Origin of the sequence: Pseudomonas sp. NFACC56-3, from assembly GCF_900100025.1 — a bacterium.
Taxonomy (GTDB): domain Bacteria; phylum Pseudomonadota; class Gammaproteobacteria; order Pseudomonadales; family Pseudomonadaceae; genus Aquipseudomonas; species Aquipseudomonas fluorescens_AA.
The window spans coordinates 204,537-228,792 of record NZ_FMTK01000004.1 but is presented as its reverse complement, the minus strand read 5'-3'; the positions used below and the strand labels follow the sequence as shown (position 1 = coordinate 228,792).

The 24,256-nt window shown below is 64.9% G+C and carries 30 protein-coding genes and 1 pseudogene; 17 read left to right on the top strand and 14 right to left on the bottom strand.

All coding sequences use genetic code 11. The annotated features are described in order from the left end of the window. Positions 1-77 precede the first annotated feature (77 nt). The gene (locus BLO80_RS08465; RefSeq protein ID WP_092329816.1) at positions 78-590 is read right to left on the bottom strand and encodes a dihydrofolate reductase; all 513 of its coding nucleotides are present in this window, start codon (positions 588-590) and stop codon (positions 78-80) included. A gap of 86 nt (positions 591-676) precedes the next feature. Here BLO80_RS08465 and BLO80_RS08460 point away from each other — a divergent pair, with 86 nt between their 5' ends. Continuing rightward, positions 677-2,044: a DUF2868 domain-containing protein gene (locus BLO80_RS08460; protein ID WP_092329631.1), complete on the top strand. Its 1,368-nt coding sequence runs from the start codon at positions 677-679 to the stop codon at positions 2,042-2,044. After that, positions 2,037-3,410: a GTPase/DUF3482 domain-containing protein gene (locus BLO80_RS08455; RefSeq protein WP_092329629.1), complete on the top strand. Its 1,374-nt coding sequence runs from the start codon at positions 2,037-2,039 to the stop codon at positions 3,408-3,410. The genes BLO80_RS08460 and BLO80_RS08455 overlap by 8 nt, the downstream gene beginning before the upstream one ends. A gap of 178 nt (positions 3,411-3,588) precedes the next feature. Here BLO80_RS08455 and BLO80_RS08450 read toward each other — a convergent pair whose 3' ends face one another. Next, positions 3,589-4,080, bottom strand: a complete 492-nt coding sequence (locus BLO80_RS08450) for a 2-thiouracil desulfurase family protein (RefSeq protein ID WP_092203126.1) — start codon at positions 4,078-4,080, stop codon at positions 3,589-3,591. A 2-nt stretch (positions 4,081-4,082) separates the two neighbouring features. Beyond that, a complete protein-coding gene (locus BLO80_RS08445) occupies positions 4,083-4,715 on the bottom strand; it encodes a 2OG-Fe(II) oxygenase (protein ID WP_092329627.1) in 633 nt (210 codons plus the stop codon). A 140-nt stretch (positions 4,716-4,855) separates the two neighbouring features. On the opposite strand from BLO80_RS08445, the gene BLO80_RS08440 reads away from it, so the two are divergent. Continuing rightward, positions 4,856-5,599, top strand: coding sequence for a DUF2059 domain-containing protein (locus BLO80_RS08440; protein WP_092329624.1), 744 nt, complete (start codon positions 4,856-4,858; stop codon positions 5,597-5,599). 112 nt (positions 5,600-5,711) lie between these two features. Here BLO80_RS08440 and BLO80_RS08435 read toward each other — a convergent pair whose 3' ends face one another. After that, a complete protein-coding gene (locus tag BLO80_RS08435) occupies positions 5,712-6,659 on the bottom strand; it encodes a phospholipase BipL (protein ID WP_092329621.1) in 948 nt (315 codons plus the stop codon). Positions 6,660-6,767: 108 nt separating this feature from the next. Here BLO80_RS08435 and BLO80_RS08430 point away from each other — a divergent pair, with 108 nt between their 5' ends. From BLO80_RS08430 to BLO80_RS08365, 14 genes and pseudogenes are all read left to right on the top strand, one after another. Further along, positions 6,768-7,343 (top strand): DUF6436 domain-containing protein, encoded by a 576-nt coding sequence (locus BLO80_RS08430; RefSeq protein WP_092329618.1) that lies wholly within the window; start codon positions 6,768-6,770, stop codon positions 7,341-7,343. Between the two features lie 395 nt (positions 7,344-7,738). Continuing rightward, positions 7,739-8,662: a sigma 54-interacting transcriptional regulator gene (locus tag BLO80_RS08425; RefSeq protein WP_092329615.1), complete on the top strand. Its 924-nt coding sequence runs from the start codon at positions 7,739-7,741 to the stop codon at positions 8,660-8,662. An 87-nt stretch (positions 8,663-8,749) separates the two neighbouring features. Then, positions 8,750-8,965 (top strand): annotated as a pseudogene (locus BLO80_RS08420) (hypothetical protein); the annotation flags it as partial. A gap of 58 nt (positions 8,966-9,023) precedes the next feature. Then, the gene (locus BLO80_RS08415) at positions 9,024-9,947 is read left to right on the top strand and encodes a type III secretion protein (protein ID WP_139196935.1); all 924 of its coding nucleotides are present in this window, start codon (positions 9,024-9,026) and stop codon (positions 9,945-9,947) included. A 45-nt stretch (positions 9,948-9,992) separates the two neighbouring features. Further along, positions 9,993-10,367, top strand: coding sequence for a type III secretion system inner rod subunit SctI (sctI, locus tag BLO80_RS08410; RefSeq protein ID WP_092329609.1), 375 nt, complete (start codon positions 9,993-9,995; stop codon positions 10,365-10,367). Positions 10,368-10,381: 14 nt separating this feature from the next. Continuing rightward, positions 10,382-11,269 (top strand): type III secretion system inner membrane ring lipoprotein SctJ, encoded by an 888-nt coding sequence (gene sctJ / locus BLO80_RS08405; protein ID WP_092329606.1) that lies wholly within the window; start codon positions 10,382-10,384, stop codon positions 11,267-11,269. After that, the gene (locus BLO80_RS08400; RefSeq protein WP_092329603.1) at positions 11,266-11,856 is read left to right on the top strand and encodes a type III secretion protein; all 591 of its coding nucleotides are present in this window, start codon (positions 11,266-11,268) and stop codon (positions 11,854-11,856) included. Before sctJ ends, BLO80_RS08400 begins: the two co-directional genes overlap by 4 nt. Next, positions 11,834-12,415, top strand: a complete 582-nt coding sequence (sctL, locus tag BLO80_RS08395) for a type III secretion system stator protein SctL (RefSeq protein WP_092329600.1) — start codon at positions 11,834-11,836, stop codon at positions 12,413-12,415. Before BLO80_RS08400 ends, sctL begins: the two co-directional genes overlap by 23 nt. A gap of 92 nt (positions 12,416-12,507) precedes the next feature. Next, a complete protein-coding gene (locus BLO80_RS08390; protein ID WP_092329597.1) occupies positions 12,508-12,732 on the top strand; it encodes a type III secretion protein in 225 nt (74 codons plus the stop codon). 16 nt (positions 12,733-12,748) lie between these two features. Beyond that, positions 12,749-13,156: a type III secretion system chaperone family protein gene (locus BLO80_RS08385; protein ID WP_175459465.1), complete on the top strand. Its 408-nt coding sequence runs from the start codon at positions 12,749-12,751 to the stop codon at positions 13,154-13,156. After that, positions 13,149-15,296: a type III secretion system outer membrane ring subunit SctC gene (gene sctC, locus BLO80_RS08380; RefSeq protein ID WP_092329592.1), complete on the top strand. Its 2,148-nt coding sequence runs from the start codon at positions 13,149-13,151 to the stop codon at positions 15,294-15,296. The genes BLO80_RS08385 and sctC overlap by 8 nt, the downstream gene beginning before the upstream one ends. Next, complete coding sequence (gene hrpT / locus BLO80_RS08375; protein WP_092329590.1) at positions 15,293-15,502, top strand: HrpT family type III secretion system protein; 210 nt, start codon at positions 15,293-15,295, stop codon at positions 15,500-15,502. The genes sctC and hrpT overlap by 4 nt, the downstream gene beginning before the upstream one ends. A gap of 6 nt (positions 15,503-15,508) precedes the next feature. Next, complete coding sequence (locus tag BLO80_RS08370; RefSeq protein ID WP_092329587.1) at positions 15,509-15,886, top strand: transcriptional regulator; 378 nt, start codon at positions 15,509-15,511, stop codon at positions 15,884-15,886. Between the two features lie 12 nt (positions 15,887-15,898). Further along, positions 15,899-16,348, top strand: a complete 450-nt coding sequence (locus BLO80_RS08365) for a type III secretion system chaperone (RefSeq protein ID WP_092329585.1) — start codon at positions 15,899-15,901, stop codon at positions 16,346-16,348. Positions 16,349-16,405: 57 nt separating this feature from the next. On the opposite strand, the gene BLO80_RS29875 is transcribed toward BLO80_RS08365, so the two are convergent. From BLO80_RS29875 to BLO80_RS08315, 10 genes are all read right to left on the bottom strand, one after another. Then, complete coding sequence (locus tag BLO80_RS29875) at positions 16,406-16,912, bottom strand: type III effector (protein ID WP_175459464.1); 507 nt, start codon at positions 16,910-16,912, stop codon at positions 16,406-16,408. Positions 16,913-17,046: 134 nt separating this feature from the next. After that, positions 17,047-18,147, bottom strand: coding sequence for a type III secretion system export apparatus subunit SctU (gene sctU, locus BLO80_RS08355; protein ID WP_092329582.1), 1,101 nt, complete (start codon positions 18,145-18,147; stop codon positions 17,047-17,049). A gap of 14 nt (positions 18,148-18,161) precedes the next feature. Then, complete coding sequence (sctT, locus tag BLO80_RS08350) at positions 18,162-18,959, bottom strand: type III secretion system export apparatus subunit SctT (RefSeq protein WP_092329579.1); 798 nt, start codon at positions 18,957-18,959, stop codon at positions 18,162-18,164. Then, complete coding sequence (gene sctS / locus BLO80_RS08345; RefSeq protein WP_092329577.1) at positions 18,959-19,213, bottom strand: type III secretion system export apparatus subunit SctS; 255 nt, start codon at positions 19,211-19,213, stop codon at positions 18,959-18,961. The genes sctT and sctS overlap by 1 nt, the downstream gene beginning before the upstream one ends. 9 nt (positions 19,214-19,222) lie before the next feature. Then, complete coding sequence (sctR, locus tag BLO80_RS08340) at positions 19,223-19,876, bottom strand: type III secretion system export apparatus subunit SctR (RefSeq protein ID WP_092329574.1); 654 nt, start codon at positions 19,874-19,876, stop codon at positions 19,223-19,225. Continuing rightward, the gene (gene sctQ / locus BLO80_RS08335; protein WP_092329571.1) at positions 19,873-20,973 is read right to left on the bottom strand and encodes a type III secretion system cytoplasmic ring protein SctQ; all 1,101 of its coding nucleotides are present in this window, start codon (positions 20,971-20,973) and stop codon (positions 19,873-19,875) included. The genes sctR and sctQ overlap by 4 nt, the downstream gene beginning before the upstream one ends. 1 nt (position 20,974) lies before the next feature. Then, a complete protein-coding gene (locus tag BLO80_RS08330) occupies positions 20,975-21,538 on the bottom strand; it encodes a type III secretion protein (protein WP_256574157.1) in 564 nt (187 codons plus the stop codon). Continuing rightward, positions 21,531-21,950: a type III secretion protein gene (locus BLO80_RS08325; RefSeq protein WP_092329569.1), complete on the bottom strand. Its 420-nt coding sequence runs from the start codon at positions 21,948-21,950 to the stop codon at positions 21,531-21,533. The genes BLO80_RS08330 and BLO80_RS08325 overlap by 8 nt, the downstream gene beginning before the upstream one ends. Further along, entirely contained in the window at positions 21,937-23,295 is a 1,359-nt protein-coding gene (locus BLO80_RS08320; RefSeq protein ID WP_092329566.1) for a FliI/YscN family ATPase, read from the bottom strand. The genes BLO80_RS08325 and BLO80_RS08320 overlap by 14 nt, the downstream gene beginning before the upstream one ends. Then, entirely contained in the window at positions 23,295-24,179 is an 885-nt protein-coding gene (locus tag BLO80_RS08315; RefSeq protein ID WP_092329564.1) for an FHA domain-containing protein, read from the bottom strand. The genes BLO80_RS08320 and BLO80_RS08315 overlap by 1 nt, the downstream gene beginning before the upstream one ends. Positions 24,180-24,256 lie beyond the last annotated feature (77 nt).

Sequence of the window (24,256 nt, the reverse complement as noted above, 5' to 3'; positions counted from 1 at the left end):
CCACACTGAATCTTCAGTGGACACAGTATTGGTGATCACTGGCAATCCATGTGGGAGCGAGCTTGCTCGCGATGCTTTTAAAGCTTTTCCCATACTTCGAAGGTGTAGGCCGGCTTGTCCCCTTCAGCCGGGTTCGGCTGGTTCGAGACCAACGCCCACTGGCTCGAATCAAATTCCGGAAACCAGGCATCCCCCTCCGGGCTCAGCGCCACGCGGGTCAGGTACAGCCGATCCGCCTGCGCCAGGGCCTGGGCGTACAGCTGGGCGCCGCCGATCAACATCAGCTCATCGACGCCCTGCTCCAGTGCCCAGGCCTCGGCCCGCGCCACCGCGGCCTCCAAGGTGGAAAACACTTCCGCGCCTTCCAGCACCAGGTCCGGCTGACGACTGACCACGATGTTCAGGCGCCCGGGCAGCGGTCGACCGAGGGAATCCCAGGTCTTGCGCCCCATGATGATCGGCTTGCCCAAGGTGGTGGCCTTGAAGTATTTGAAATCCCCCGGCAGGTGCCAGGGCATGCTGTTGTCGACGCCGATCACCCGGTTTTCACCGAGGGCTGCGATCAGGCTTAAGGGGAGAGTTTTGTTCATGGCCGCGAGGATACCAGAGGCCCGGCGTACCCCGACAGGCATCACAGCGGTTATGCTCAACCCTCATTCGAGCAACGGAAGCCCCCGTGATAGCACTGCAGAACCTCTGGTTGACCGAGACGATCCGCCTGCGTGAAGAACACGCCGGCCCGCTCGAGGATCAGGAAGCCAATCGCCTGGCCCGCGCGGCAGGCGGCGATCTTTCCACCCGCATCCGCCACCGCGCCCGCTGGCTGGCCGAGCGCGATGGCCTCACCCAAGCCCTTCGCCATTGGCTGCAAGGGGCGCGCCTGGCGCTGATCGTGCTGGTGGTGCTCGCCATCGTCAGCGGCGCCGGCCTCGGGTTCGCCGCCCTCGGCGATGGGCAAACACCGGTCAATGTGTTCTGGGCCCTGGGCAGTCTTCTGGGGCTGAACCTGATCCTGCTTGTCGGTTGGGTCCTGGGCCTGATCTTCGCGGGCGAGCAAGGTGCCGCGCTGGGGCGCCTGTGGCTGTGGCTCAGCGAAAAACTCGCCCGCGATGCCAAGGCCGCCCAACTGGCACCGGCCCTGCTGCTGTTGCTGCAACGGCACAAGCTCAATCGCTGGGCCCTCGGTGCGCTGGTCAACGGCGTGTGGCTGCTGGCGATGCTCAGCGCGCTGGTCATTCTACTGATGCTGATGGCGACCCGGCGCTATGGCTTTGTCTGGGAAACCACCCTCCTCGGCAGCGAGACCTTCGTCGCCATGACCCGAGGCCTCGGCGCGCTGCCTGCCCTGTTGGGCTTCAGTGTGCCGACCGTGGAGATGATCCGCGCCAGCGGCGACGGCGCCCTGGACATCGAGAGCGCCCGCCAGGCCTGGGCCGCCTGGCTGGTCGGCGTGCTGCTGGTCTATGGCGTGCTGCCGCGCCTGGGCCTGGCGCTGCTGTGCCTGTGGCGCTGGCGACGCGGTCGCGCCACATTGCACCTGGATTTGAACCTGCCGGGCTACGCCCAATTGCGTGAACGGCTGATGCCCAGCAGCGAACGCCTGGGCGTCAACGACGCCGCGCCCGCGCAGTTGCCCCCCATCGAAAGTGCCGTCGGCGCGATGGACAGCGACGGCGCGCTGCTGGTGGCGATCGAACTGGACGATCGGCCCTGGCCGCCCAAACTGCCCGACACCGTGAAAAGCGCCGGCATCCTCGACAGTCGCGAGTCGCGCCACAAACTCCTGGAACAATTGTCGCGCTTTCCACCCGCACGCCTGGCCATTGCCTGTGACCCCCGCCGTTCACCAGACCGGGGCAGCCTGGCGCTGATCGCCGAGCTGGCCCGCAGCGCCAGCGCCACCCGCGTCTGGCTGTTGCAGGCCCCGCTCGGCGAAGCCCTGGACGCCGAACGCCTGGGCGACTGGCACAACGCGCTGCACCAGTTGCAACTGCCCTTCGCCGACTGCATGCCCTTGAACTGGCTGGAGACCGGCCATGACTGAACCCATGAAGCCGTTGAAGCTGGCCGTGGTCGGCCACACCAACGTGGGCAAGACTTCGCTGCTGCGGACTTTGACCCGCGACGTCGGCTTCGGAGAGGTGTCCCACCGTCCGAGCACCACCCGGCACGTCGAGGGCGCACGTTTGTCGGTGGACGGCGAAGCGCTGCTGGAGCTGTACGACACGCCGGGCCTGGAAGACGCCATCGCCCTGCTCGATTATCTCGAGCGCCTGGAGCGCCCTGGCGAACGCCTGGACGGCCCGGCGCGCCTGGCTCGCTTCCTCGAGGGCAGCGAGGCGCGGCAACGCTTCGAACAGGAAGCCAAGGTGCTGCGGCAACTGCTCGCCAGCGACGCCGGACTGTATGTGATCGATGCTCGTGAGCCGGTGCTGGCCAAGTACCGCGATGAATTGGAAGTCCTCGCCAGTTGTGGCAAGCCGCTGTTGCCGGTGTTGAATTTCGTCAGCAGCGCCCACCATCGCGAGCCCGACTGGCGTGAAGCCCTGGCGCGATTGGGATTGCACGCCCTGGTGCGCTTCGACAGCGTCGCCCCGCCCGAGGACGGCGAGCGGCGCCTGTATGAAAGCCTCGCGTTGTTGCTGGAAAGCGCCCGCGGGCAACTGGAACGACTGGTCGCCGATCAACAGGCCCAACGCCTGGCCCGCCAGCAGAGCGCGGCGCGCTTGATCGCCGAATTGCTGATCGACTGCGCCGCCTGCCGACGCAGCGTGGCCAGTGATGCCGAGCTGGAACGCGAGGCCATCAGTGAGCTGCGCAACGCGGTGCGTCAGCGCGAACAGCGCTGCGTCGAGGCCCTGCTCAAGCTCTACGCGTTCCGCTCCCAGGACGCTGCCGCCAGCGACCTGCCGCTGCTCGATGGACGCTGGGGCGATGATTTGTTCAACCCCGAAACCCTCAAGCAGCTGGGCGTACGCGTCGGCGGCGGAATCGCGGCAGGCGCGGCGGCCGGTGCCGGCGTGGATTTGCTGGTGGGTGGCCTGACCCTCGGTGCCGCTGCCCTGGCCGGGGCCATTGTCGGCGGCACCCTGCAAACCGCCCGCAGCTACGGCAACCGGCTGATGGGCAAGCTCAAGGGGCAACGGGAACTGACGGTGGACGATGGCGTGCTGCGCCTGCTGGCCCTGCGCCAACGACAATTGCTGCAGGCCCTCAACCTGCGCGGCCACGCGGCGATGGACAGCATCCGCATCGCCACGCCCCAGGACAAGTCCTGGCGCGAGGGCAAGCTGCCCGACGCCCTGAACAAGGCCCGGGCGCATCCGCAATGGTCATCCCTCAATCCCCAGGCGCGGTTGAGCCAGGCAGAGCGACAGGAGCTGATCGAGCAGTTGGCCGAGGAGCTCTAAGCGACACAAAACCCTCTGGCAAGCACACAAGACCTGTGGCGAGGGAGCTTGCTCCCGCTGGGTTGCGAAGCAACCCCAAAACCTGACACCTTGGTGTGTCAGGCCTACCGCGCTTCAGCATTTCGGGGCCACTTCGTGGCCCAGCGGGAGCAAGCTCCCTCGCCACAAAAGCAATCCATCAATCGTTGTTCAAGGCCTTGAGGGCCGCCGCCGCTTCAGCCAACTCCAGCTCGCTGAACACTTGCACGCCATGGCGCTTGAGCAACGCCGCCGTCACACCTTCGCCGCTGACCTTCACACCGCTGAACGTCCCGTCATAGGTCAGCAGATTGCCGCACGACGGACTGTTGGCCTTGAGCACAGCGATACGGATGCCGTGTTCACGCACCTGTTCCAGCGCTTGATACGCGCCTGACAAAAACTGCGCACTGACATCTTCACCGTCGGTAGTGATCACCGCTGCGTGGCCGTCGAGCACTTGTCCGCCCTGCCCGCCGGGAATCTCCGCCGCCGCCCGGGGCGTGGGCAGGCCGCCAGCGACTTCCGGGCACAGCGCCACGATCCGGCCTTCGTCGAGCCAGTGCCGGAGTTGATCGTACGGACCGCTGGCACCACCGTCGTAGCGCACGCGATGGCCGAGCAGGCAGCGACTGACCAGGATCTTTTCCATCGTCAGAACAACTCGTTGCCGCGGCGTCGGAACCACCCCGTCAAGGACAGGCGATCCCGGGTGGCCGGCAGTACTTCATGGGGGATCTCCCCCGACAGGAACACCACCAGGCAACCACCGGTGGGCACCACGTCACGCTCCACGCCATCCTCCAGATACATGCGCAACTGGCCGCCGTGCTCCGGCAGCCAATCGTCGTTGAGGTAGAGCACCGCAGACACCGCGCGTCGATCGTCATCGCGGAAGCGGTCGACGTGCTTGAGGTAGAACGCACCGGGCGGGTACAGGGCGAAATGACTTTCGAAATCTTCCAACCCCAGGAACAACCCGCGATTCATCGCCTCGCGCAGGCTGTCCATCAGCGCCAGGTAACGGTCGCAGGCTGGCGCCTGGCCGGGTTCGATCCACTGGATGCGATCACCTCGAATCCCTTCGCGAATCTCCGAGAACGGCCCGCGTCCGACCGCTGCCGGAGCCAGCTCACCCTCGGCGGCACGCTGGCGGCATTCGGCCGCCAGGGCACGGGTCAGCGCGTCCGGCAGGAAGAGGTTCTGCTGCGACCAGCCGCGCTCGGCCAGGTCGTCGACGATACGTAACAGCAGCGGGTGATCAGAAGGTATTTGCATGGCGCGCATAGTATGCCTGTGCCTGCAAAACCGACAGCGCCACGCAGCGGCTTCGCTGCGTCGGATAGCACCACCGTACGAACTTGATACGAATTCTCGACAAGACCCCACACCCCACGGAGAATAGTCGGCTGCTGACAGGAGTCCCTATGCGCCGTTTGCTTTTCTCACTGTTGATGTTCTGCGTGTTGCCCGCCTGGGCAGACAGCTACGACCAGTTGTACAAGGTCGCCGGCTGGCCGGAACAGCGGGCGCATTTCAATGATGCCTTGAGCGCCGCCCAGCAGCGCTATCAGAGCAGCCTGCCGCCGGCGGTGTTCCAGGCACTGGTCAACAACAGCAATCAACGTTTCGCCCCCCAGGCCATGGACCAGCGGGCCGAGGCGCAATTACGCAGCAAGCTTCGAGACCCGAACCCGGCCCTGGCCTTTTTCCAGACGCCCCTGGGTCGCAAGGTCGTGGCGGCCGAGTTGCTGGCGACCCGGCGCGATCAATTGGCGAAAAACGCCAAGGGCCTGCCGAAGATGCAAGCCAGCGACAACCGCCTGTTGATCATCGGCCACCTGGCCCAGGCCCTGCCCGCCCGCGAAGCCGGCGCCGAAGTCAGCCTGGCGATCGCCGGCGTGGCGGCCGACAGCCTGAGTTCGATGATCCCCGGCCTGCTGGGGGCTGGCCAGGCCCAAGGCATGCTCAACGGCCAGCGCCAGCGACTGATGGAACAGATCGGCGCGGACCTGAACAACACGTTGCTGTACGTCTACCGTGACCTGACGGATACCGAGCTGGAAGAGTTCGCCACCTTCGCCGAATCGGCCGAGGGCCAAGCTTATTACCAAGCGGCTTTGGCGGCGATTCGGGCGGGGTTGGCGGTGGGGCAGACGCTCGGGCAATAGTTCAGACCGCTATCGCGAGCTCGCTCCCACAAGGGGCTTGAGTGAACTCAAGTTTCGCGAGCACCAAAGGTCCAATGTGGGAGCGAGCTTGCTCGCGATAGCAATAGCCCGATCACCGCCGACCCCGGCTCATCCGCTTGGTCAGAAACCCGAACATCTCCTGCCGCAACGCCAAGGCCTCATTGGCCAGATGATGCCGCCCTTCAGGCAACATCAACACCTGCGGCCGGTCGAACTTCCCACGCAGCACTTGCAGGTTGTGCACCCAGTCCACCGTCATGTCCGCCTGCCCCTGCACGATCAACGGCTGGCGCGGGCTGCTGGGGGCGGCTTCGATACGCTTGATCCACTGCGCCAGCGCGCCCACCCACGCGGTGGGCAGGCGCAGCGGTTGCAGCGGGTCGGCTTGCAGGAATGGCAGGAACTGCGGGTCGGTGGAGTTCTCGCTGAAACGCCGGGCGATACCGGTCACGAACGGCTTGAGCAAGTAATAACTCAGGCGCGACCAACCCCAGGCCCGTGGCCGCACCAGGGGTGACAGCAGGATGACCTGGCCCTGGGCCGGACTCTGTGCGCCGTGGTTGAGCACATGATCGACCACGATCGCCCCGCCAGTGCTTTGCCCGCACAGGTGCCAGGGGTGCGGCAGGTCCAGCGTCGCGGCCTCGGCCAACAGCCCCTGCAAGGTGGCCTGGTACTCGGCGAAATCCTCGATGCTGGCGCGTTCGCCGCTGGACAGGCCATGGCCCGGCAGGTCGCAGGCGATCACCGCGAACTTCTGCTCCAGGGCCCACTCGATCAAGTACCGGTACAACCCCATGTGATCGTAGTAACCGTGGAACACAAACATCGTCGCCACGGCTTTGTCCGGCCACCAGACCTGGCTGACCAGCTCATACCCGCCCACCTCGAAACGCCCCAACCCTTTGCGCATATTGCGCTGGGGAAAATCCAGCCCGTAGAACCGCTGGTAAGCCTGGGCTTGCTCGGACAGGGCTTGCCACTGGGCCAGCGGTTGCAGGCCGGCACGCAGGAGATCGGCATCGAAAGTGGCAGGCATCAAGGTTTCCAGGCATGGGCGCATCGCGCGAAACAGACTTTACAGGCCTGCGATATTCATCTGTCGCGGCAAGCATGGCAAGCTACGCGGCCTCAGAGGATCGACTCCATGCGCCCGTCCCACCGCACGACCTTGCTTGCCAGCCTGCTTGCCCTCGGATGCGCCGTCGTCTTGTGGGTGGCCTACGACTGGTTCCAGGGCCGTTTCCTGCGGACCTTCAGTCAACACACGGCGGTGTTTTCCGGCGATCCTCTGCATCTGCCCGCCGAGCTGGCCGGCCCTGGCGCGATCCGCCTGGTGCATTTCTGGGACCCGGCGTGCCCCTGCAACGTCGGCAATCAGCAACACCTGGCCGAACTGGTCGAAAAATATGTACCGCAAGGCGTCGAGTTCTATGCGGTACAAAAAATCGCCAGCCAGGGCCAACTGCCCGCCACGCTGAACCGCCTCAAACCCCTCGCGGCACTCCCCGGCTCGGAGCAGATTCCCGCCAGCCCGGCCGTGGGGATCTGGGACCGCAGCGGCAAACTGGCGTACTTCGGTCCTTATAGCGAAGGACTGAGCTGTAATTCGAGCAACAGCTTCATCGAACCGATTCTCGAGGCCTTGAGTGTCGGTCGTGAAGTCACCGCAACCCACACATTGGCAGTCGGCTGTTATTGTCCGTGGTCAACTTCAAACTGATAAGACTCACTACGTTTCGTATTGTTTAGTGCCTCTTGGGGATCGCCCGAAAGTGAGAGCATATGCTCGCCTCCAGAGTCCTTGCTCGAAGAATGGACAGGGGCTGAACCGTTTGTCGGATCCAATTCCCCCATACCTTCCTCGTGCTGACGCGTTTTGCCCCGCACCCCCGTACCAGACGGGCTACGCAGGCCGATGAGCGCTTGCCGACTGTCTGGCTGAATCGATTAACAAACGCCCCGGCAACATGAACTTTTTTTTAATTTTCTCTCTAAACCCTCGTGACAGCAGAACGTTGATTTCCGATCCAGGCGCGTCGGCGCGCGGAAGTTTTTCATACCTTTTCATCTTTCAACTTGTCGACCTCCTAATCCAACAAGATGGAATCGTCAGTGATGCAAAAGATGCTTTGCGCTGCACTTTCCAACTCCACCAAAGAGGATGCTCTGAACCTGGAGGCGTTTGCCCAGAGTGTCGCCCCGCTGATGGTCGATGTGCTGTTGCGCGGCGAAACCGGTACCGGCAAGGACACGCTGGCAGAGAAAATCCACCGGATGTCCGGCCGCTCCGGCAGGTTCGTTGCCATCAATTGCGCCGCCATTCCCGAGAGCCTGGCCGAGAGCCAGCTCTTCGGCGCCAACACCGGTGCGTTCACCGGCGTCAGCCAAAGTCGAGCGGGCTTCGTCGAGGCCGCCCATAACGGGACGCTGTACCTGGACGAGATCGACAGCATGCCGCTGTCGCTGCAAGCCAAACTGTTGCGTGTCCTGGAGTCCAGGACGGTCCAGCGGCTGGGCTCGACCCAGAACATCCCGGTGAACATGCGAGTGATCGCCTCGGCCCAATGCCCGCTGGCGGAAATGGTCGAGCGTGGCGAATTTCGCCGGGACCTCTACTTCCGACTGAACATCGTCAGCCTCAAGCTGCCGCCCCTGCGCAGCAGGAGGGAGCGCATCGTGCCGCTGTTCCAGTCACTGGTGCACCGGGAAGCCAAGGCGCTCGACCGTCCCTACATTCCACCCTCCCCCGAACTGCTGTGCCGCCTGCTTGGCTACGCCTGGCCCGGGAACATCCGCGAGCTGCAATCGGCCGCCAAGCGCTACGTGCTAGGCCTGCCACCGCTGCCCCGCGCCGAACAATCGGAGCACAGCAGCTCGACACTCACCCTCAAGGACCATCTGCAGCAGTTCGAGAAAGTCCTCATCGAAGACTGCATGCGCCGTCACCACCATCGCGTCGACAAGGTCATCGCCGAATTGGGCATCGCCCGGCGCACGCTCTACTACCGGATGAAGTGCCTGCAAATATCGATGAACTAGGAAGCCGGCGTGGAACCGTTCAGGCCTGCGCCGCCACCTAATCATTGAGGCGCTCGAAATCGTCTCGCCCTTCCACAATCAGGAGATACGATTATGGCTTTTGGTGGAGCTTCTCTAGCGGCGTCCATGGCTGCCATGCAGCAGATGGACCAGACCGCGGCCGCGATGACAACCCTGAAATCCCAATTCGACCAACAGAAACTGGTCGCCGACACCATGAATGCGATCGCCGCAGGATCGATGGACAGCGCAACCAAAGCTATCACCGCCATGGGGGAGGCGTCGAAGAACATCCATTACTGACCACTTGCTTCAAGCCCCGCTGCGGCGGGGTCACCTCAAGCGCGATGAGATAAGCCCCATGCACATCGACTTGCTCAACCCCCTTCGTTCCTCCAGGGAACTGTCCCGCGACGAATCACCGCCGCGCCCTGCCCCGGCCACGCAAGGCCTGGCAGACGCGGTCGTCGAGCACCTGGCGCTTCATCCGGCCAACAGCCGGTTACGCGAGGCGCTCGCCCAATGGGGCAATGAGCACGGCTCGGCGGGCGGGCAGTCCCGATTCGGTTGGCAAAGTCCCCAGGGAGGCTTGGCGGCAGAGGTGGAGAGCCCCTTGAACCTGGTGCTCACAGACATCCTGGAAGAAATCAACGGCGGTACCGGCTCGAATCTCGAAATGGACAGCGACGACGCGTATAGCGATGAGGACCTGTTTCGCGACCTGGCGCAGATGTTCGCCCATCGCCGGCAGCCCATCGGCGATAACGATATCGACAGCCAGAGCGATTTCGGCAACGCGAACAATCCCTTCTGCGGCGCCCTGTTCGGTGCCTGGGAGACGGAAGGCGCCGGGCTGCAGGGGCGGCGTGACGCGCGCCTGTTGCTGTTACTCAAGCTCCTGGCGGTGCTGGGTCGCAGGAAACTGTTGACGCTGCTGGATATCGACGACGATGAAGACCAGGCACGTTATGCGCAGGACGATCAGGACCTGCTGCTCGAAATCGCCGGCTTCATGGACCAGCACCCCGTGCGATATCCCCCACCTGCCACGTTCGCCGGAGAGCCTTGGACATGGACCGGGCGCATCGCCCGCGGCACACCGCTGGACGCCCGCGAAACACGGCTGTTCCAACTGGCCCTGGAGCAGTTGGACTTCGCCCTGGCCCGCCTCGCGGGCCAACGCACATCGATGCGGCACCGGGCAAAACGCAGCCGGGAAGACATCGAATTTCACCTGAGCGTCACCGATAGCGCTCGCAATGTCTTGAGGCTGATGTGTGCCTGAAGGCAACCGCCCTTTGAAAGGGTCTTTGAAAACTGGAGAGAACCCATGGAAATCAAAGCCGTCGACGCCGCCAGCCTCGCCTCCTCTTCCGGGAAAGGTCCGACGAAACCACAGGCACATGCCGAGACCAGCGATGTCAGCTGGTTCAATGCGCAAATGCGCGAAAAACCCGCCGCCCCCGACAGCGAAAACAACGTCGCCGCGCGCATCATCGACTCGCTGTCGAGCCGCTCCGGCGAATTGCAGCGCCTGGATGAGCGCGCCAACCGCGACATGCTCAAGGCCATCCGTACCGCCGACCCGCAGGACATGTTGCAGTCGAACCGCTCCTTGTCGTCCTTCCACCTGGAAAGCCTGATGACCGCGAAAATGGTCAGCAAAGGCTCCCAGGCGATCGAGAAGCTCACTAATCTCCAGTAAAAGGCAGGTCGGCCATGTCCATCCGCGCACTCCCCACGTTGCTGCTGTGCCTGCTGCTCACCGGCTGTGATGAACGAGCGGCCCTGCATAGCCGCCTTTCCGAGCAGGACGCCAACGAGGTCATCGCTGAGCTGGCGGACAAGAACATCGAGGCGAGTAAGCAGTTCGACAAGGATGGGCTGACCGTACTGGTCGGCGCTGCCGACATGAACAGCGCCGTCCATGTGCTCGAAGCCGCAGGCCTGCCGCGTCGCTCCCGCTCCAGCCTGGGGGATATTTTCCGCAAGGAAGGGGTGATTTCCACGCCGCTGGAAGAGCGTGCCCGTTATATCTATGCGCTGTCCCAGGAGCTGGAGTCGACGCTTTCCCAGATCGACGGGGTGGTGCTCGCCCGTGTCCATGTGGTCCTGCCGGAACGGGTCGCGCCCGGCGAGCCGGTTCAACCCGCCTCGGCCTCGGTATTCATCAAGCACACCGGCGCGCTGGATCCCGACAGCATCACGCCGCGGGTGCGCAACCTGATCGCCAGCGGAATTCCCGGCATGGCCGACGCGGCCCAGAACCCCAGCAAGTTATCGGTGGTGTTCGTGCCTACCGCGCCGTATCAGGAACGGCGCAAGATGGCCCATTTCGGACCGTTCCTCATACAGGCCGACGAAGTCAGCTATTGGCGAACGGTGACCGTGGTGGCGGGCATCAGCTTGCTGGGCATTGTGCTCGGCGCCTTGTATGGCCTTTACAGGCTATGGCACAAAGGCGCGTTGTCGCTGCCAGGTTTCCTGGCCCAGAAACTCGCCAAGCCGAGCGAAGCACCCGGCCCGCAGCCAGGCGGCACAGCGCCTCCATTGTTCGCGGTGAAGAAACCCGCAGCCAGGCCAGATAACCGTGGAACCGTCGCATGAGCGAGGCGCTCGAATGGGTCCGCTGGTGGAATCATGCCTGGCGCGCAGCAGACCGTGAGTGGTATCCGCCAGGACTCGACCGACTGCCAGCATCACGCCTCGATGCCCTCGCCCGGGGCCATCACGCGGCGCTTGCACTGAGTTTCGGCATCACCCCTTGCCCACCACCCCGGCCTAATCCGGTGCTGCAATCGCTGCTTAGCGGCGCACCGCAGACCTTGGCGCTGGCCTGTGAATTGGTGGCGATCACCTGTTCGCCATTGACGGCTACCCAGGCCTTGTCGCCCCAGGATCGCGCCTGGTGCGAACGCACCGCCAAAGCATTGCGCCCCGGGCACTGGCTCGAACAGGGCCACGACCCGCTCGTGTTACTGCGCACCTGGCTGGGAACGTTGGCCTGGCAACGAGCGCGCCTGGCGTTTCCCCGCGACCGGATCATCGCCCTCGAAGGCCTGCCCGTGCCACAACCGCCGGCCGCCAAGCTCGACACGCTGTGGCAATCCGCATGCTGGAAAGCCGAGCAAAGCCTGGCCGCCCCTCCCCCCACCGACCCGGAGATACACGATGCTCGCTCGGCGTTCGCTTGAACTGCGCCCCGACGGCCAAGGCTTGCTGCAGCCTTACATTGCCCGCGAAACCCTGATCGACTGCGCCCGGGCGCAAGTCGTCCTCGAACAAGCCCAGGCACAGGCCACGCAGTTGCTCGAACGCGCCGGTGAAGACGCCGACGCGGTGGTGCGCAACGCTCAGGCTCAATTCCTGAACAGCGCCGAAGCCGTACTCGCCGCGTGGGAAGCCCAGCGCCAGGCCATGTGGGAACGGATCGAGACGAGTGCCGCGCAACTGGTCAACGAAGCCCTGGGCGTACTGCTGGACGAGGTCCCGGAGCCGGCACGTATCGAGGCACTCGTCCGCCAGCTTGCCCGTCGCCAGCACGACCCGGTCAGCGCTCCCCTTCGCTGTCATCCCGACGACTTGGCGCACCTTGTCCACAGCCTCGGCGACCGTGACGGTTGCCCGTGGACGCCGGTGGCAGACGCCAGCATGGCGCGCCAGCAGTTGCAGCTGGAAACACCTGGCGGCACCTTCCTGCTCGACTGGACCAGCGCGATCGAAGCACTGCGGGTGGTCGAACCGCGGCCGTGACCGAGCTCACTTTTTCACGTTTCTTCGCGGAACCGCTGCCGGCGTAACCACCACTCACCCAGTGAATACGCCCCAGCCCAGAGGAACCGTCCATGTCTTCCATCGATGCCATCCAACGCCGCCTCGACACCTATTTCCAACGTGCCTCCGACAACGTCAACAACGCAGCGATGAACGCGGCCGAAAGCCAGTCGCTCGACGACATGCACACCTTCCTCACCAGCATGAACGGCATGTCGGTGGCGGTGAACGCGGCCACTCAACAAACCACTGCCCACCACAACCTCGCCAAGGCAATCATCGATGCAATGCCATGAGCTGCGGACACAGCTCATGCGCTGGCGCGCCAACGTCGACGAGCCGGAACACTTCGTCCTGCTCATCGACGACGGCGAAGTCGCCTTCGGCAAGCTCGAAGACAGTCTGCTGGTCTCGGTCGAACTGCCTGCCTCGGCAACCAGTGAGGCATCCCTGCAAGACATTCTGCGGCTGGCGCACCCAAGCCTCTCCCGCTTCCCGGGGGCGTTGGGCCGTTCGCCCCAGGACAGCCGCCTATGGCTGCTGGCACAGCTGGCAGCGGACTGTCACATCGACGACCTGATCGAAACGCTCGAAGCACTGCTCAACCAGCGCGACACCTGGCAATCCATCCTCCACGGAAACCGACGTACCGCTCCGGCGCCGGTGATGCGACGGCCTTCGCCTCTTCACTTCCTCGGAACAGGAATTCGACATGCCTAACAAGTGGCTCATGCCGTACCGCTTGCTGACCGGAGACACGTCATGTCTCCAGCCGTTGATCGCAATCCGCTGGGTGAAACCTTCGCTGATCGCGCTGGCGCTCGCCGGCACGCTCGGCCTGGGCATGCCGGCCGGGGCGGCCGTGCCCACCGATTGGAAGAACACCCCGTATGCCTATGACGCCCAGGCTACGCCGCTGGCCAAAGTGCTCGGAGACTTCGCCAACACCTTCGGCGTGCAACTGGTGATCGACGGCACCGTGCAAGGCAATGTCGAGGGCCGCATGCGTGCCGAAAGTCCCCAGGCGTTTCTCGACAGGCTCGGGTTGGAAAATCGTTTCCAATGGTTCGTGTATGGCAACACCCTCTACGTCAGCCCGTTGCAGAACCAGAGCTCCAGGCGCCTGGAAGTCTCCGCCGACGCCGCACCGGACATGAAACAGGCACTGACCGACATCGGCCTGCTGGACCCGCGTTTCGGCTGGGGTGAATTGCCCGACGAGGGCGTGGTCCTGATCTCCGGACCGGAACGCTACGTACGCCTGGTGACGCAGTTCGCCAGGGCACGCAAGACGCCCGAGGAGAAACAGGAAGTCATCAACTTCCCACTGCGCTACGCCACCGCCGCCGACCGGAATATCAAGTACCGGGGTGAAACGCTGGTCATCCCCGGGGTCGCCAGTATCCTGCGCGGCCTGCTGGAAACCCGCAGCTCCACCTCGGGAGGCACGCAGACAGCCATTCCTCAAGCGTCGTTCCAGAACATGCAGACCAACCAAGCCATGGCCATGGGCAATCTCGAACAATTGACCTTCAACGGCATGGGCCGCCCGAACACGACCCGCATCAAGCCCGGCGACAGCGGCGGCGGTGGTCGCGGCAAGATCCGTGTCGAGGCGGACGTGCGCAACAATGCGGTGCTCATCTACGACGCGCCCAAGCGGCGGGAAATCTACGCACCACTGATTCGCGATGTGGACGTGCCGCGCAAGCTGGTGGAGATCGACGCAATCATTCTCGACATCGACCGTACCCAACTGGCCGAACTGGCCGCCAACTGGAACGTCGAGAGCGGCGACCTCATTGGTGGTGCCTCGATGCTTCGGCCCGGTGCCAGCTCGACCGTGTTCATCCAGGACTATGGCGATTTTTCCGCGCAGCTACGGGCCCTGGAGGGACGAGGCCTGGCCACGGTGGTGGCGAACCCCTCGGTACTGACCCTGGAAAACCAACCCGCGGTGATTGACTTCAGCCGCACCGAATACCTCTCTGCCATCGGTGAACGGGTGGCCAACATCGAGCCGATCACCGCCGGGACCAGCCTGCAGGTGGTGCCTCACGCCATCGAGACCGGGGGCCACAGTCAGATCCAGATGTCCCTGGACATCGAAGACGGACGCATCGAACCCTCCGAAGTCGGCCAGCAGACACCCAGCGTGCGCCGGGGGGTGGTCAGTACCCAGGCCGTGATGGGCGAAAGCCGGTCGCTGGTCGTCGGCGGGTTCCACACGGAAGAAACCGGCGACAACGTCGAGCGGGTGCCTTGGTTGGGCCGCATCCCGCTGATCGGCCCGCTGCTGTTCTCTTCGACCACCCGCGAGACCAATCGCCGGGAGCGGGTATTCATCCTCACGCCACGGCTGATCGGGGACCAGGTCGACCCGGCACGCTACATCTCCGCCCTGGACCGCGCCCAGGTCGACAGCGCCATGGCTCGCGTGGAAGAACGCCGCAACGGCAAGCGTCCCGTCGGTCGCATCGAGGTCAGCGATGTGCTCGCCCAGCTCGCCGATGGCCATATTCCAGCCACATTCAAGCAGGCCGGGTCGATTCCCTACTCGCCTGAAACCCTCTGCGCACTGCAACCCGGCCTGGCGCTGGACGCGACACGGGCCCAATGGTTCGCCGGCCCCGACTACGGAATCGCCGTGGGCGTGGTACGCAACGAGGGTTCGCGGCGCCTGCGCTTCGACGAGGCAAGCTGCGGCAGTCGCTGGACCCTGGCGGCGTCCGCCTGGCCCAAGGTCTGGCTGGAACCCGGCGAAGAAACGGAAGTGTTCGTGGTCATGAATCAGCCCACCCGCACGCCTGGCGGCGGACGGCCCTCTCTCCTGCAAACCCAAGCGAGGATCGCGCCATGAGTCGCACGCCATTGCTGCTGGTTTTATTGCTCGGCCTGCCGGTCTTCGCCGGCTGTGCGAGCCGTTCAGGCTGCCAGGGCGAAGCCTGTGACCGCATTGAGCCCGACAACGCCCGCCTGGTGATCTGGTGGTCGCCCGACATGCGTGGCGGCCTCGGCACGCCCGAACACCCACTCGACCACACGGTCGTTCCACTGGAGAACTGAAACGGCATGTCTTTCACGGTGCACAGCGCAAACACTCGCCAGGACTTCCAAAGGAACATCATCGCTGGCGTCGCGACGTATTGGGAGATCGCCCCCGGCATCGAGTTCGGCTTACGGCGCGAGCCCCACAGCGTAGGGATTGCGTTGCAAATACACAGCCAGGCGCTGGGCGCGAACCAGATCCAGCGCGCGCTCGAACGGCGCTTCGCCCACCCCATCGACTACGCGCAACTGTTCGTGTTTCTTGATCCACAGCGCGCACTCGTGGTGTGGCATGCATTGCCGGAGGCGCCAATCACCCCTCAGCTGCTCGATGAAATCCAGTCCCGGCAGTTGTCGTTGCTGGGCCTGGAAGACCTCGACGACCGCCCACCCACGTATTGAACGAGGTTTCCCATGACCGCCGCACCGCTCGCCCAGCGCTTGATCTCAGCCCTCGCGGACCATCTACATGCGGACTTGCACCTGGAGGACGGCGTCTGCGCGCTGTATGACAGGCACAACCGCGAAGCGGTAGTCATCGAGCTGCCCGATCACAGCGACATTGCCATTCTCCATTGCGCGATCGAAGTGCCCGCCCACGCACCGAGCCTGCACAAGCGCCTGCTGGAGCTCAACTTTCGCCTGGACCTGCTCGGCGGCAGTTGGCTGGCCCTGGACGATAAGGCCTGTGTTCGCCTGTGTGCCCATTGCTCACTGGCGATGCTCGACGAGAAAGGGTTCTGTCACTGGGTCGTGGGCTTCGTCGCCCAGGCCAGCGATGTGCGTACACGGGTCCTGGACCTGGCCACACCCGGCGGCCCACGTCCGGCCTCCCTCAACATGAACCGCTCGCGGCTGGGTTGAACAGGCCATGGGCCCGCCAGACAAGCCTGACGGAGCCCATGAACACATCCTGGGGTATCAGCGAAGCTTCATCGCTTCGCCACCTTCCTGCATGACTTTCCTGGCGCTGTCCATGAAGCCCTTGGTGATCTCCGTCACCGTGTCGCTCATCAGCTTGGTCATATCGGCTGCGCTCTTGATCTGCAGCATGGTCGCCTGGCGCTCCTCCATGCCCATCTGCATCTGGTACTGGCTTTCCATCAGCTGGCGTTGACGCGCCTCCATGTCGGACATGAACGAAGGCGTAGAAGCCGGCCCTGAAGACGGGTTGGTGTTCGTCTCGCCCGTCGGCAACGTGTCTGGCGTCGGCATCGTGCGGTCTGCCTCCCGGGTCCGGGTGCGGCCACGCTGCTGATGCAAGCTGGGGGACACCGAGGACGAGCGTCCTCGTCCATACAGGCTCTGGGCTCCGCGACGCTGTTGCGCCTCATGGGGCTGCTGGCTCAGCGAAGGTGAGTTGGGCTGAAAGCTGTCGATGCCGTGCAGGGCGCCTGTGGCCCTGACCGGACTGGGGTCATTCGGCATGGGAAGATCCTCCAATGGGTTCACCGCGATTCGGCTTGCGCGTCATGGGCTCTCTCGGCAAGCCGAGGGAGGCCCGGACGAATCAGGCTCACTCCCTGAGTGGCACGTCACCCGCATCGGTTCCATCGAACGTCTCAGCGCAGGTTCAATTCCGGAATCTCGATCACCTCGGCCTTGGCCTCGTCGTCCAGTTCGCGCAAGACCCGATAGATGTGCGCCACCGCCTGGAGGGTCTCGCGAGGGATATAACCACCGACGTCTTCCCGGTAGATCGTGCGCGCCAGCCAGATGCACTGGATCACCGGCACCCGGGCAGCCTTGGCGCGCTCGATCAACGCACGGGCTTCGGCATCGACCCCCTTGACGATGAGCCTCGGCAGCGGGGTTTCCTCGGGCCGATACAGCAACGCGACGGCAAAGTGGGTTGGATTGACCACCAGCATGTCAGCGTCCTCCACCGGCTTGGCTTCCTTGTCGGCGGACTGGTTGACCAATTGCCGGGCCAGGCTACGGCGATGCGACTTGACGTCGGGGTCGCCTTCCATTTCCTTGAACTCTTTACGCACCTCCTCCTCGCTCATGCGCAGGCGCTTGGCGAAGAAATACTTCTGCAAGCCGAAGTCGATGATCGCCAGCACCAGCAACACCCCCAGGCAAACATGCATGATGTGCCGGAACAGGCTGGCCAGCCCCCGCCAGTAGGTCTGCAGGTCGCTGTTGACCAGGCTGATCAGCGTCCCGAGCGCGGGCATGGTCACCAGGTAAAGCACCATCGCGATGAACAACGCTTTCACCAGCCCCATGAACAGGTTGATCAACGTCTGGCCGGAGAACATTTGCTTGGCCTGGTTCATCGGGTTCAGGCGGTGCGGGTCAGGCTGGAGGGCCTCGGGGGAAAACAGAAAGCCGAACTGTATCCAGCCGGCCACCAGCCGCGTGGCGATCGCCAGCCCCACAGTCATCAAGGTGAAACTGAGCAGCACGCCACCGGCATGGGCCAGGGTTTCCTCGAACGCCCGGACAAAGCCAACGCGCAGCCGGTGCAGCGGGAACGCCACCATCGTTTGCAACGCCTGCATGCTGTCGTCAGCCAGCACCAAGGCCACTTCGGTGATCGCAGCGAGCACCAGCAGGCTGCTCAGGTCCTGGCTCTGGCCGACCTGGCCTTTTTTGCGCGCGTCGCGAAGCTTCTTCGGCGTCGCGCTTTTGGTCTTTTCGCCACTGTCTTCACTCATGGGCGACGTCTCCTTCAGGGCGCCTGGAACAGCACATGGAGCAGGTGCCGGATTTCCGAATAGCGACCGAGACGACCGGTCATGGCATCCCACAAGGTGGGCAGGTAGAACAGCAGGAAGCCCAGGCCGACCAGGCTCTTGGCCGGCATCGCCAGGACAAACACCTGCAACTGCGGGCTGTACAGGCTGAGCAGCGCCAGGCTGAACTCCACCAGCAACAGCAAGCCAATGAACGGCGCCGCGTACAGGATCGTGTGCATGAACATCTCGGCGAGCAGCCCGAGGAACACGCCGAAGCCATCCGCTCCGGGCAGGGGAAACCAGACCGTGGGCGACCACACCAGGTAGCTGTCCCAGATCACCTGGGTCAAGGTGCCGATGCCCAGGGTGGCGACCAGCAGCAAGATGAGCATCTCCTTGAACAGGTGCCCCAGGGGCGTGGTGTCGGTGCCGAGCGCCGGGTTCAACTGGCCGCCGATAAGCGCACCGCGCTGGTTGTCCAGCAAGGCGCCTACCGACTCGTACAACCAGAACGGCATCGCCAGCAACACCCCGAGCAAAAAGCCCAGCACCAGCTCCTTGAACATCAACCCGCCCAACATGAGCCAGTCGACCCTGGCGTCGATCAGCGCCTGGCGTATCCCGGGCGCCGGCAGCAGGCTCAAGGCGAACACAATGGCATGGCGCGGCAGGCCACGCAGATGCTGGAAGCAGAACACCGGGACCAGGTAGGCAACCGGATAGATCCGCGCCATGCCAAGCGCTACCGACAGCAGCAGGTCGTAATAGGGCACGAACGCCGAGGCCGTCATCAGGTGTTGGCCATCATTTCGAATGCCCGGCGCAGCAACCCCAGCAACTCTGCGCCGACCCAACGCCCGGTGACCAGCAAGGTCAGCCCGACCGCCACCAGCTTGATGCCGAAAGGCAGGGTCTGGTCCTGGATCTGCATCAGTGCCTGCACCAGCGAGGTCAACACGCCGACGATCACCGCCACGATCAATGGCGGCGCGGAAAGCAGGACCACGAGCACCATGCCCTCCTTGAACAACGTCATCGCGTCCATCGCGGGCCCTCAGAGGTAGGAGTAGAAGAGGCTGTCGAGCAACTGCGTCCAGCCCTGCGCGAGGACGAAAACCAGCAGCTTGAGCGGCAATGAAATGGTCATGGGCGCAACCATCTGCATGCCGAGCGCCAGCAGCAGGTTGGACACGATCAGGTCGATGACGATGAACGGGATGTAGATCAGAAATCCCATCTGGAAGCCGGCTTCGAGCTCCGACAACATGAACGCCGGGATGAGCAACATCAGGTCATCGCGACTGGCCTGCTCGGCGCGCTCCTTGGGCCACATCCGCTGGGTGTTCTCGAGCAGGTGCGTAAGGATGTCCGGGTTGGTGTTGCGCGACATGAAGGCCTGCAGCGGCTTTATCGCGTTCAGGGCGGAGTCTTGCAACGCTTCGGTACTGCTGAAATCCAGCGGCCGTTCGTGCAGTGCTTCGGCGACGTTATGGCCGACCGGCGCCATGATGAACAGCGTCGCGGCCAAGGCAATGGCGTACAGCGCCATGTTCGGCGGCACTTGCTGCACACCGATGGCATTGCGGGTGATCGTCAGCACGATGGCTATCTTGAGGAAGGCGCTGCAGATGATCAGCAGCAGCGGCACCAGCGAGATCCCCCCGATGAACAGCGCCAGCAGAAAGGGGTCGACCCCCTGGAAGCTCATCCAGCCACATCCACGCGGGCGATCTGCAGGCCCAGGCGACCATCGACCTCGACCAGCTCGCCATGGGCCAAGGGACGCTCGCCATGGAACAGCGTGCCCGCGCCCGGGGCCACACCTTGCACGTCCAACACGGCACCGGGGGCCAGGTTGCGCAGCTCGCCCAATGTCAGGCTCAAGTGACCGCAGCGGACCGTGAGCGCCAACGGCAGGTCCTCGAAGCGCCCGGCGGCCTGCATCGCCAACGGCCCCGCCTCGGGTTCAGCCTCGACCGGCTCGAAAATCGCCTGGCTGGCCGCCTCGGGCTGCTGCTCCTGGATGTCAGGCTCGTAACGGGCGGTATCGTCCCACTCGGGTGTCAGCAGATCGGTGTCGGTGGTGGTGCTCATAACAGTCTCCTCAAGGGTGAGTACGGTCAGGCGCAACGGCGCGGCATGGCTGTGCACTCGCACCTGTAAACAATGCCGGCCCAGGGCAATGCGCCCATGGCCGACGGAATCGAACAATGGGGTTTCCGGCACCAAGACGTCGCCGGGGCGCAGTGCCGCCAACTGCCCGGCTCCAAGGGCCAGATGCCCCACCGGCAGCGGGATACGAAGCGCCAAGTCCTCGTCCCAGGAGGCCGTTCGCCGTTGCCAGGGCGCGGCACGCAAGAGCCCCAGCAAGGTTGCCCCGGCCATTTCCAGGTGGCTGACGACACACGCCGCCCCCAACTGCACGTCGAGCCGACAGGCAATGCCCCGGCCACCCGGTGCCAGGCTTGGCTTGAGAAAACCAAACGCGGCACGCACGGGCTCGCTCAACGCCTGGTGGAACAGCGCCCAGAACCACTCATCGTCCGCGCCGGGCTCGGCTGGCAACACCACCGGGCACTCACCCAACAGGCTGAGCACCGGGCCGGCTTCGCTCAGGCTGAAAACCCCATGGGCGCATTCCAGCGCACAAGGGGTGCCGTCGGCAGGACCGTTGCCCAGGGTCAACTGCAGCCGTCCCACCTCGCCCGCCACCTCGAAGGGCAAGCCGACGCCCGCCCCCAGCATCCGCCGGGCAGCGGCGTCCGCGGCGCTGACGTGGGGCAACGACAAAGCAAGTACGGTCATGTCAGGTGTCCTCCTTTTCGCGCGTCACGCGCACGGTTACCGGCTGGCCCAAGCCCTGGGTCAATGCGTCTTCGAGGCGACCGGTACGGCTGGACAAGCGCGCCTGCGTCCTGGCGTCCTCGCTACTCAGGCCGATGTCCCAACCGCAGGCGCCCCTCGACCGCTGTGCACAGACCCGGATACGTCCCAGGTGTGGAAGGTGCAGCAGCAGGTCCAATTGCTGGTCGAGGGTGGCCTGCAAGCGCGGCGTGAGCTGGTCGACGAACGCTTCCTCATCGCTGCCTCCCAGGCTCGCCAGGCATGACAGCGAACCGGTGCCGGCGGTGTCGTCCTGGGTGCTGTCGTGTGGCCCATCGACCCACTGGCGAAACCAGTAGCCATCGCCGCCCCCGGCCATCACGTCAGGGTCGCGCTCGGTTCGGCGCGCTGGTTCCCACGGCGCAGGCCGCACTGCCCGGCTTGCCTGAACCGGCGCTGGCTCGTGAGAACGCAGCGGGTGCCGAGGGAGCGGCGTCGAGGGTTCGTAACGCGGCGGCGACTCATGGCGTACGGTGCGCTCATTCATCGCCGAGCTCCTGGTCCAGGCGCTCCATCAGCGCCTTGAGTTTCTCCAGGTCGCGACGACGACCCCGTAAGCGCTGCTCGGCAGCCGCTGTTTCCTGCTCCTGCTGCAGCTGTTCGTCATGCAGCACCTGCACCGCCCGCGCTTGCTCGGCCAGCTCGCCGATCAGGCGTCGCTCCTGCACACTCCAGGCATTCAATTCGCCTACGCTGATCGCACGACCGCGGTGCTCCTGGCACAACCCCTCACGCTGCTGCGCTTGCTGCTCGCGGGCCGCCTGCCATTGCGCCCGCGCGGCGACCACCGCCGCTTCCCGCTCGCGCAGCAGGTCGCGTTGCTGGCGCCACTGCCGTTCGGCCTGCGTCTCACGATGCCGGCGTACGGGCGCCAGGGCGTCCAGGTCAGCCCGGGACATAAGCGGTCAACTGTTGCAAATGGGCGAGCGTGGACGGCAACGGCTCCGGCGCGCGCAGGTCCTGGCGCAGGAAAGCGTCCAAGGCACCGCGGGACTCCACCGCCAGGTCGGTCAAGGGATCGGCACCGGCCTGGTATTCCCCCAGGCGCAGCATCAGCTCGATCTGGTCATAGGCCGACAACAACCGCCGCAAATTGATACCCGCCCGCAGGTGTTCGACGTCGGCCACATTGGCCAGGGTCCGCGACAGGCTGGCCAGGACATCGATGGCCGGGTAGTGACCGCGCTCCGCCAGTTTTCGCGACAGTACGATGTGGCCGTCGAGCAACGAACGCACTTCGTCCGCCACCGGATCGTTCATGGAGTCCTGCTCGATCAGCACCGTATACAGCGCTGTGATGGCGCCGTCGTGGGTCAACCCGGCGCGCTCGACCAGGCGCGGCAACAGGCTGTAGACCGACGGGGGCAGGCCGCCGCGCCCCAATGGCTCGCCGGCGGCCAGGCCGATTTCACGCTGGGCCCGGGCAAAGCGGGTCAGCGAATCGATCAGCAGCAGGACGCGTTGCCCCTGGCCGCGAAAACCCTCCGCCAGGGCCGTCGCCGTGAATGCCGCACGGGCGCGTTCCATGCTGGAGCGGTCGGAGGTGGCGCACACCAGGACTGCACGGGCACGCAGCTCATCGTCGAGTTCATGGTCGAGGAATTCGCGCAACTCACGTCCGCGCTCGCCGATCAGGCCGAACACGATGACATCGCAATCGACGTTCCGGGCAATCTCCGCCAGCAGCGTGGTCTTGCCGCAACCGGCACCGGCGAACAACCCCACGCGCTGGCCTTCACCGAGCGCCAGCGGGCCGTCGAGGGCTCGCACGCCCGTCGTCAGGAGGCGCTGGATGCGCGGCCGCTCGGTCGGCGCGGGGGCCTCGCCAATCACCACCGACGCGTCCGGCACCTGGGAACCGGCGAACGCCCCGGCACCGCCGTCGATCAGCGGCCGACCGAAGCCGTCCAGCACCTGGCCGAGCAATTGCGGACCCACGCACACTCGATGGGGCATGCCCAACGGTTCCACCGCGGCCCCGACCCGGACACCTTCCAGGCCGCCCAGCGCGCTGAGCAAGGCATCGTGCTGGTCGAAACCGACGATCTCGGCGAGCAACGGCTCGCGCCCATCGCGCTCGACCCGGCACAGGTCGCCGATCTGCGCCGCGGGCAGCCGGCATTGCAACAGAATGCCGCTGACCCGCTGTACCCGCCCGCGTACCGTGACCGGCGCGAACCGGCGCAGGCGGGCCCGTTGCCCGGCTTCCCAGGCCTCCAGTCGCGCGATGGCCGCCTGCGTCATCACCAGGTGACCTCGTAGCGCTGGTCGCCTTCGAAAGTGACCTTATTGTTATCGATGGCGGTCAGGCGCAGGCCGTCGATCTGGTCACCGAGAAACAACCGACGTCCATTGGAGGTGACGACGTGACCGCGCTTGCCGCCCACGATCTGGGCGATCTGGAACGGCAGCTGGGTCAGGCGCTCCTTGACCTCGGCCGTGATCACGACCGGCGCCTCGTAGCGAGCGTTGAAGCGCTCGATCAGGCGCTCGACCATCGCCAGGCGCTGGCGCGGCAGTTCGCCCACCAGCACCAGCCGATCGTTGCGCAGCTCCACCTGCACGCTGGCGGCCAGGTCACGCTCCTGCAACATGCGCGCAAGCTCCAGGCGCACCGCCTCGACATCGTCCAGGGCCACCTTGCTGCCTGCCGGCGGCTGGGCCGGGCTGCGCAGGGTCTCGGTCGGTTGGCTGGTAAAGGCCCAGGCGCTGGAGGCGACAGTGATCACCGCCGCCGCGATCGCCAGGCGCCTGGGCCAGGACGGCCGCGCCGCAGACCTGGCGCTGCCCCGGCCCGCAGCCACCTCGTCGTCCTGCGCCGTCTCCGGCGGCCAGGGTTGTTCGGCGGGCGCCAGGCACAACCAGATACCGGCCACGGCGAAAGGCATGTTGGCCAGTAACGGCTCAAGCGCCGCCCAGGGTTGGCCTTGGCCGTCGCACACTGCGCCTTCCAGCGGATCCAGCGTCCATTGCCCGTGCAACTGGCTCAGACGTACGTGACGCGCGCAGATGCCCGGATCGTAAAGCGCCAGATCGGCTTCCTCCGCCGCCCCGACGACCCACTCCTCACCCACCAGCGGCAATGCCGCACCTCGGTGCAGACCACTCAATACACGCAGCTCGAACATGGCCGATTCCTCAAGGGGCGACAGGTGTGCGCCCTCAACCCGTTAATGCGGGGCCACCGAGGCACCCGCCTTCTGTC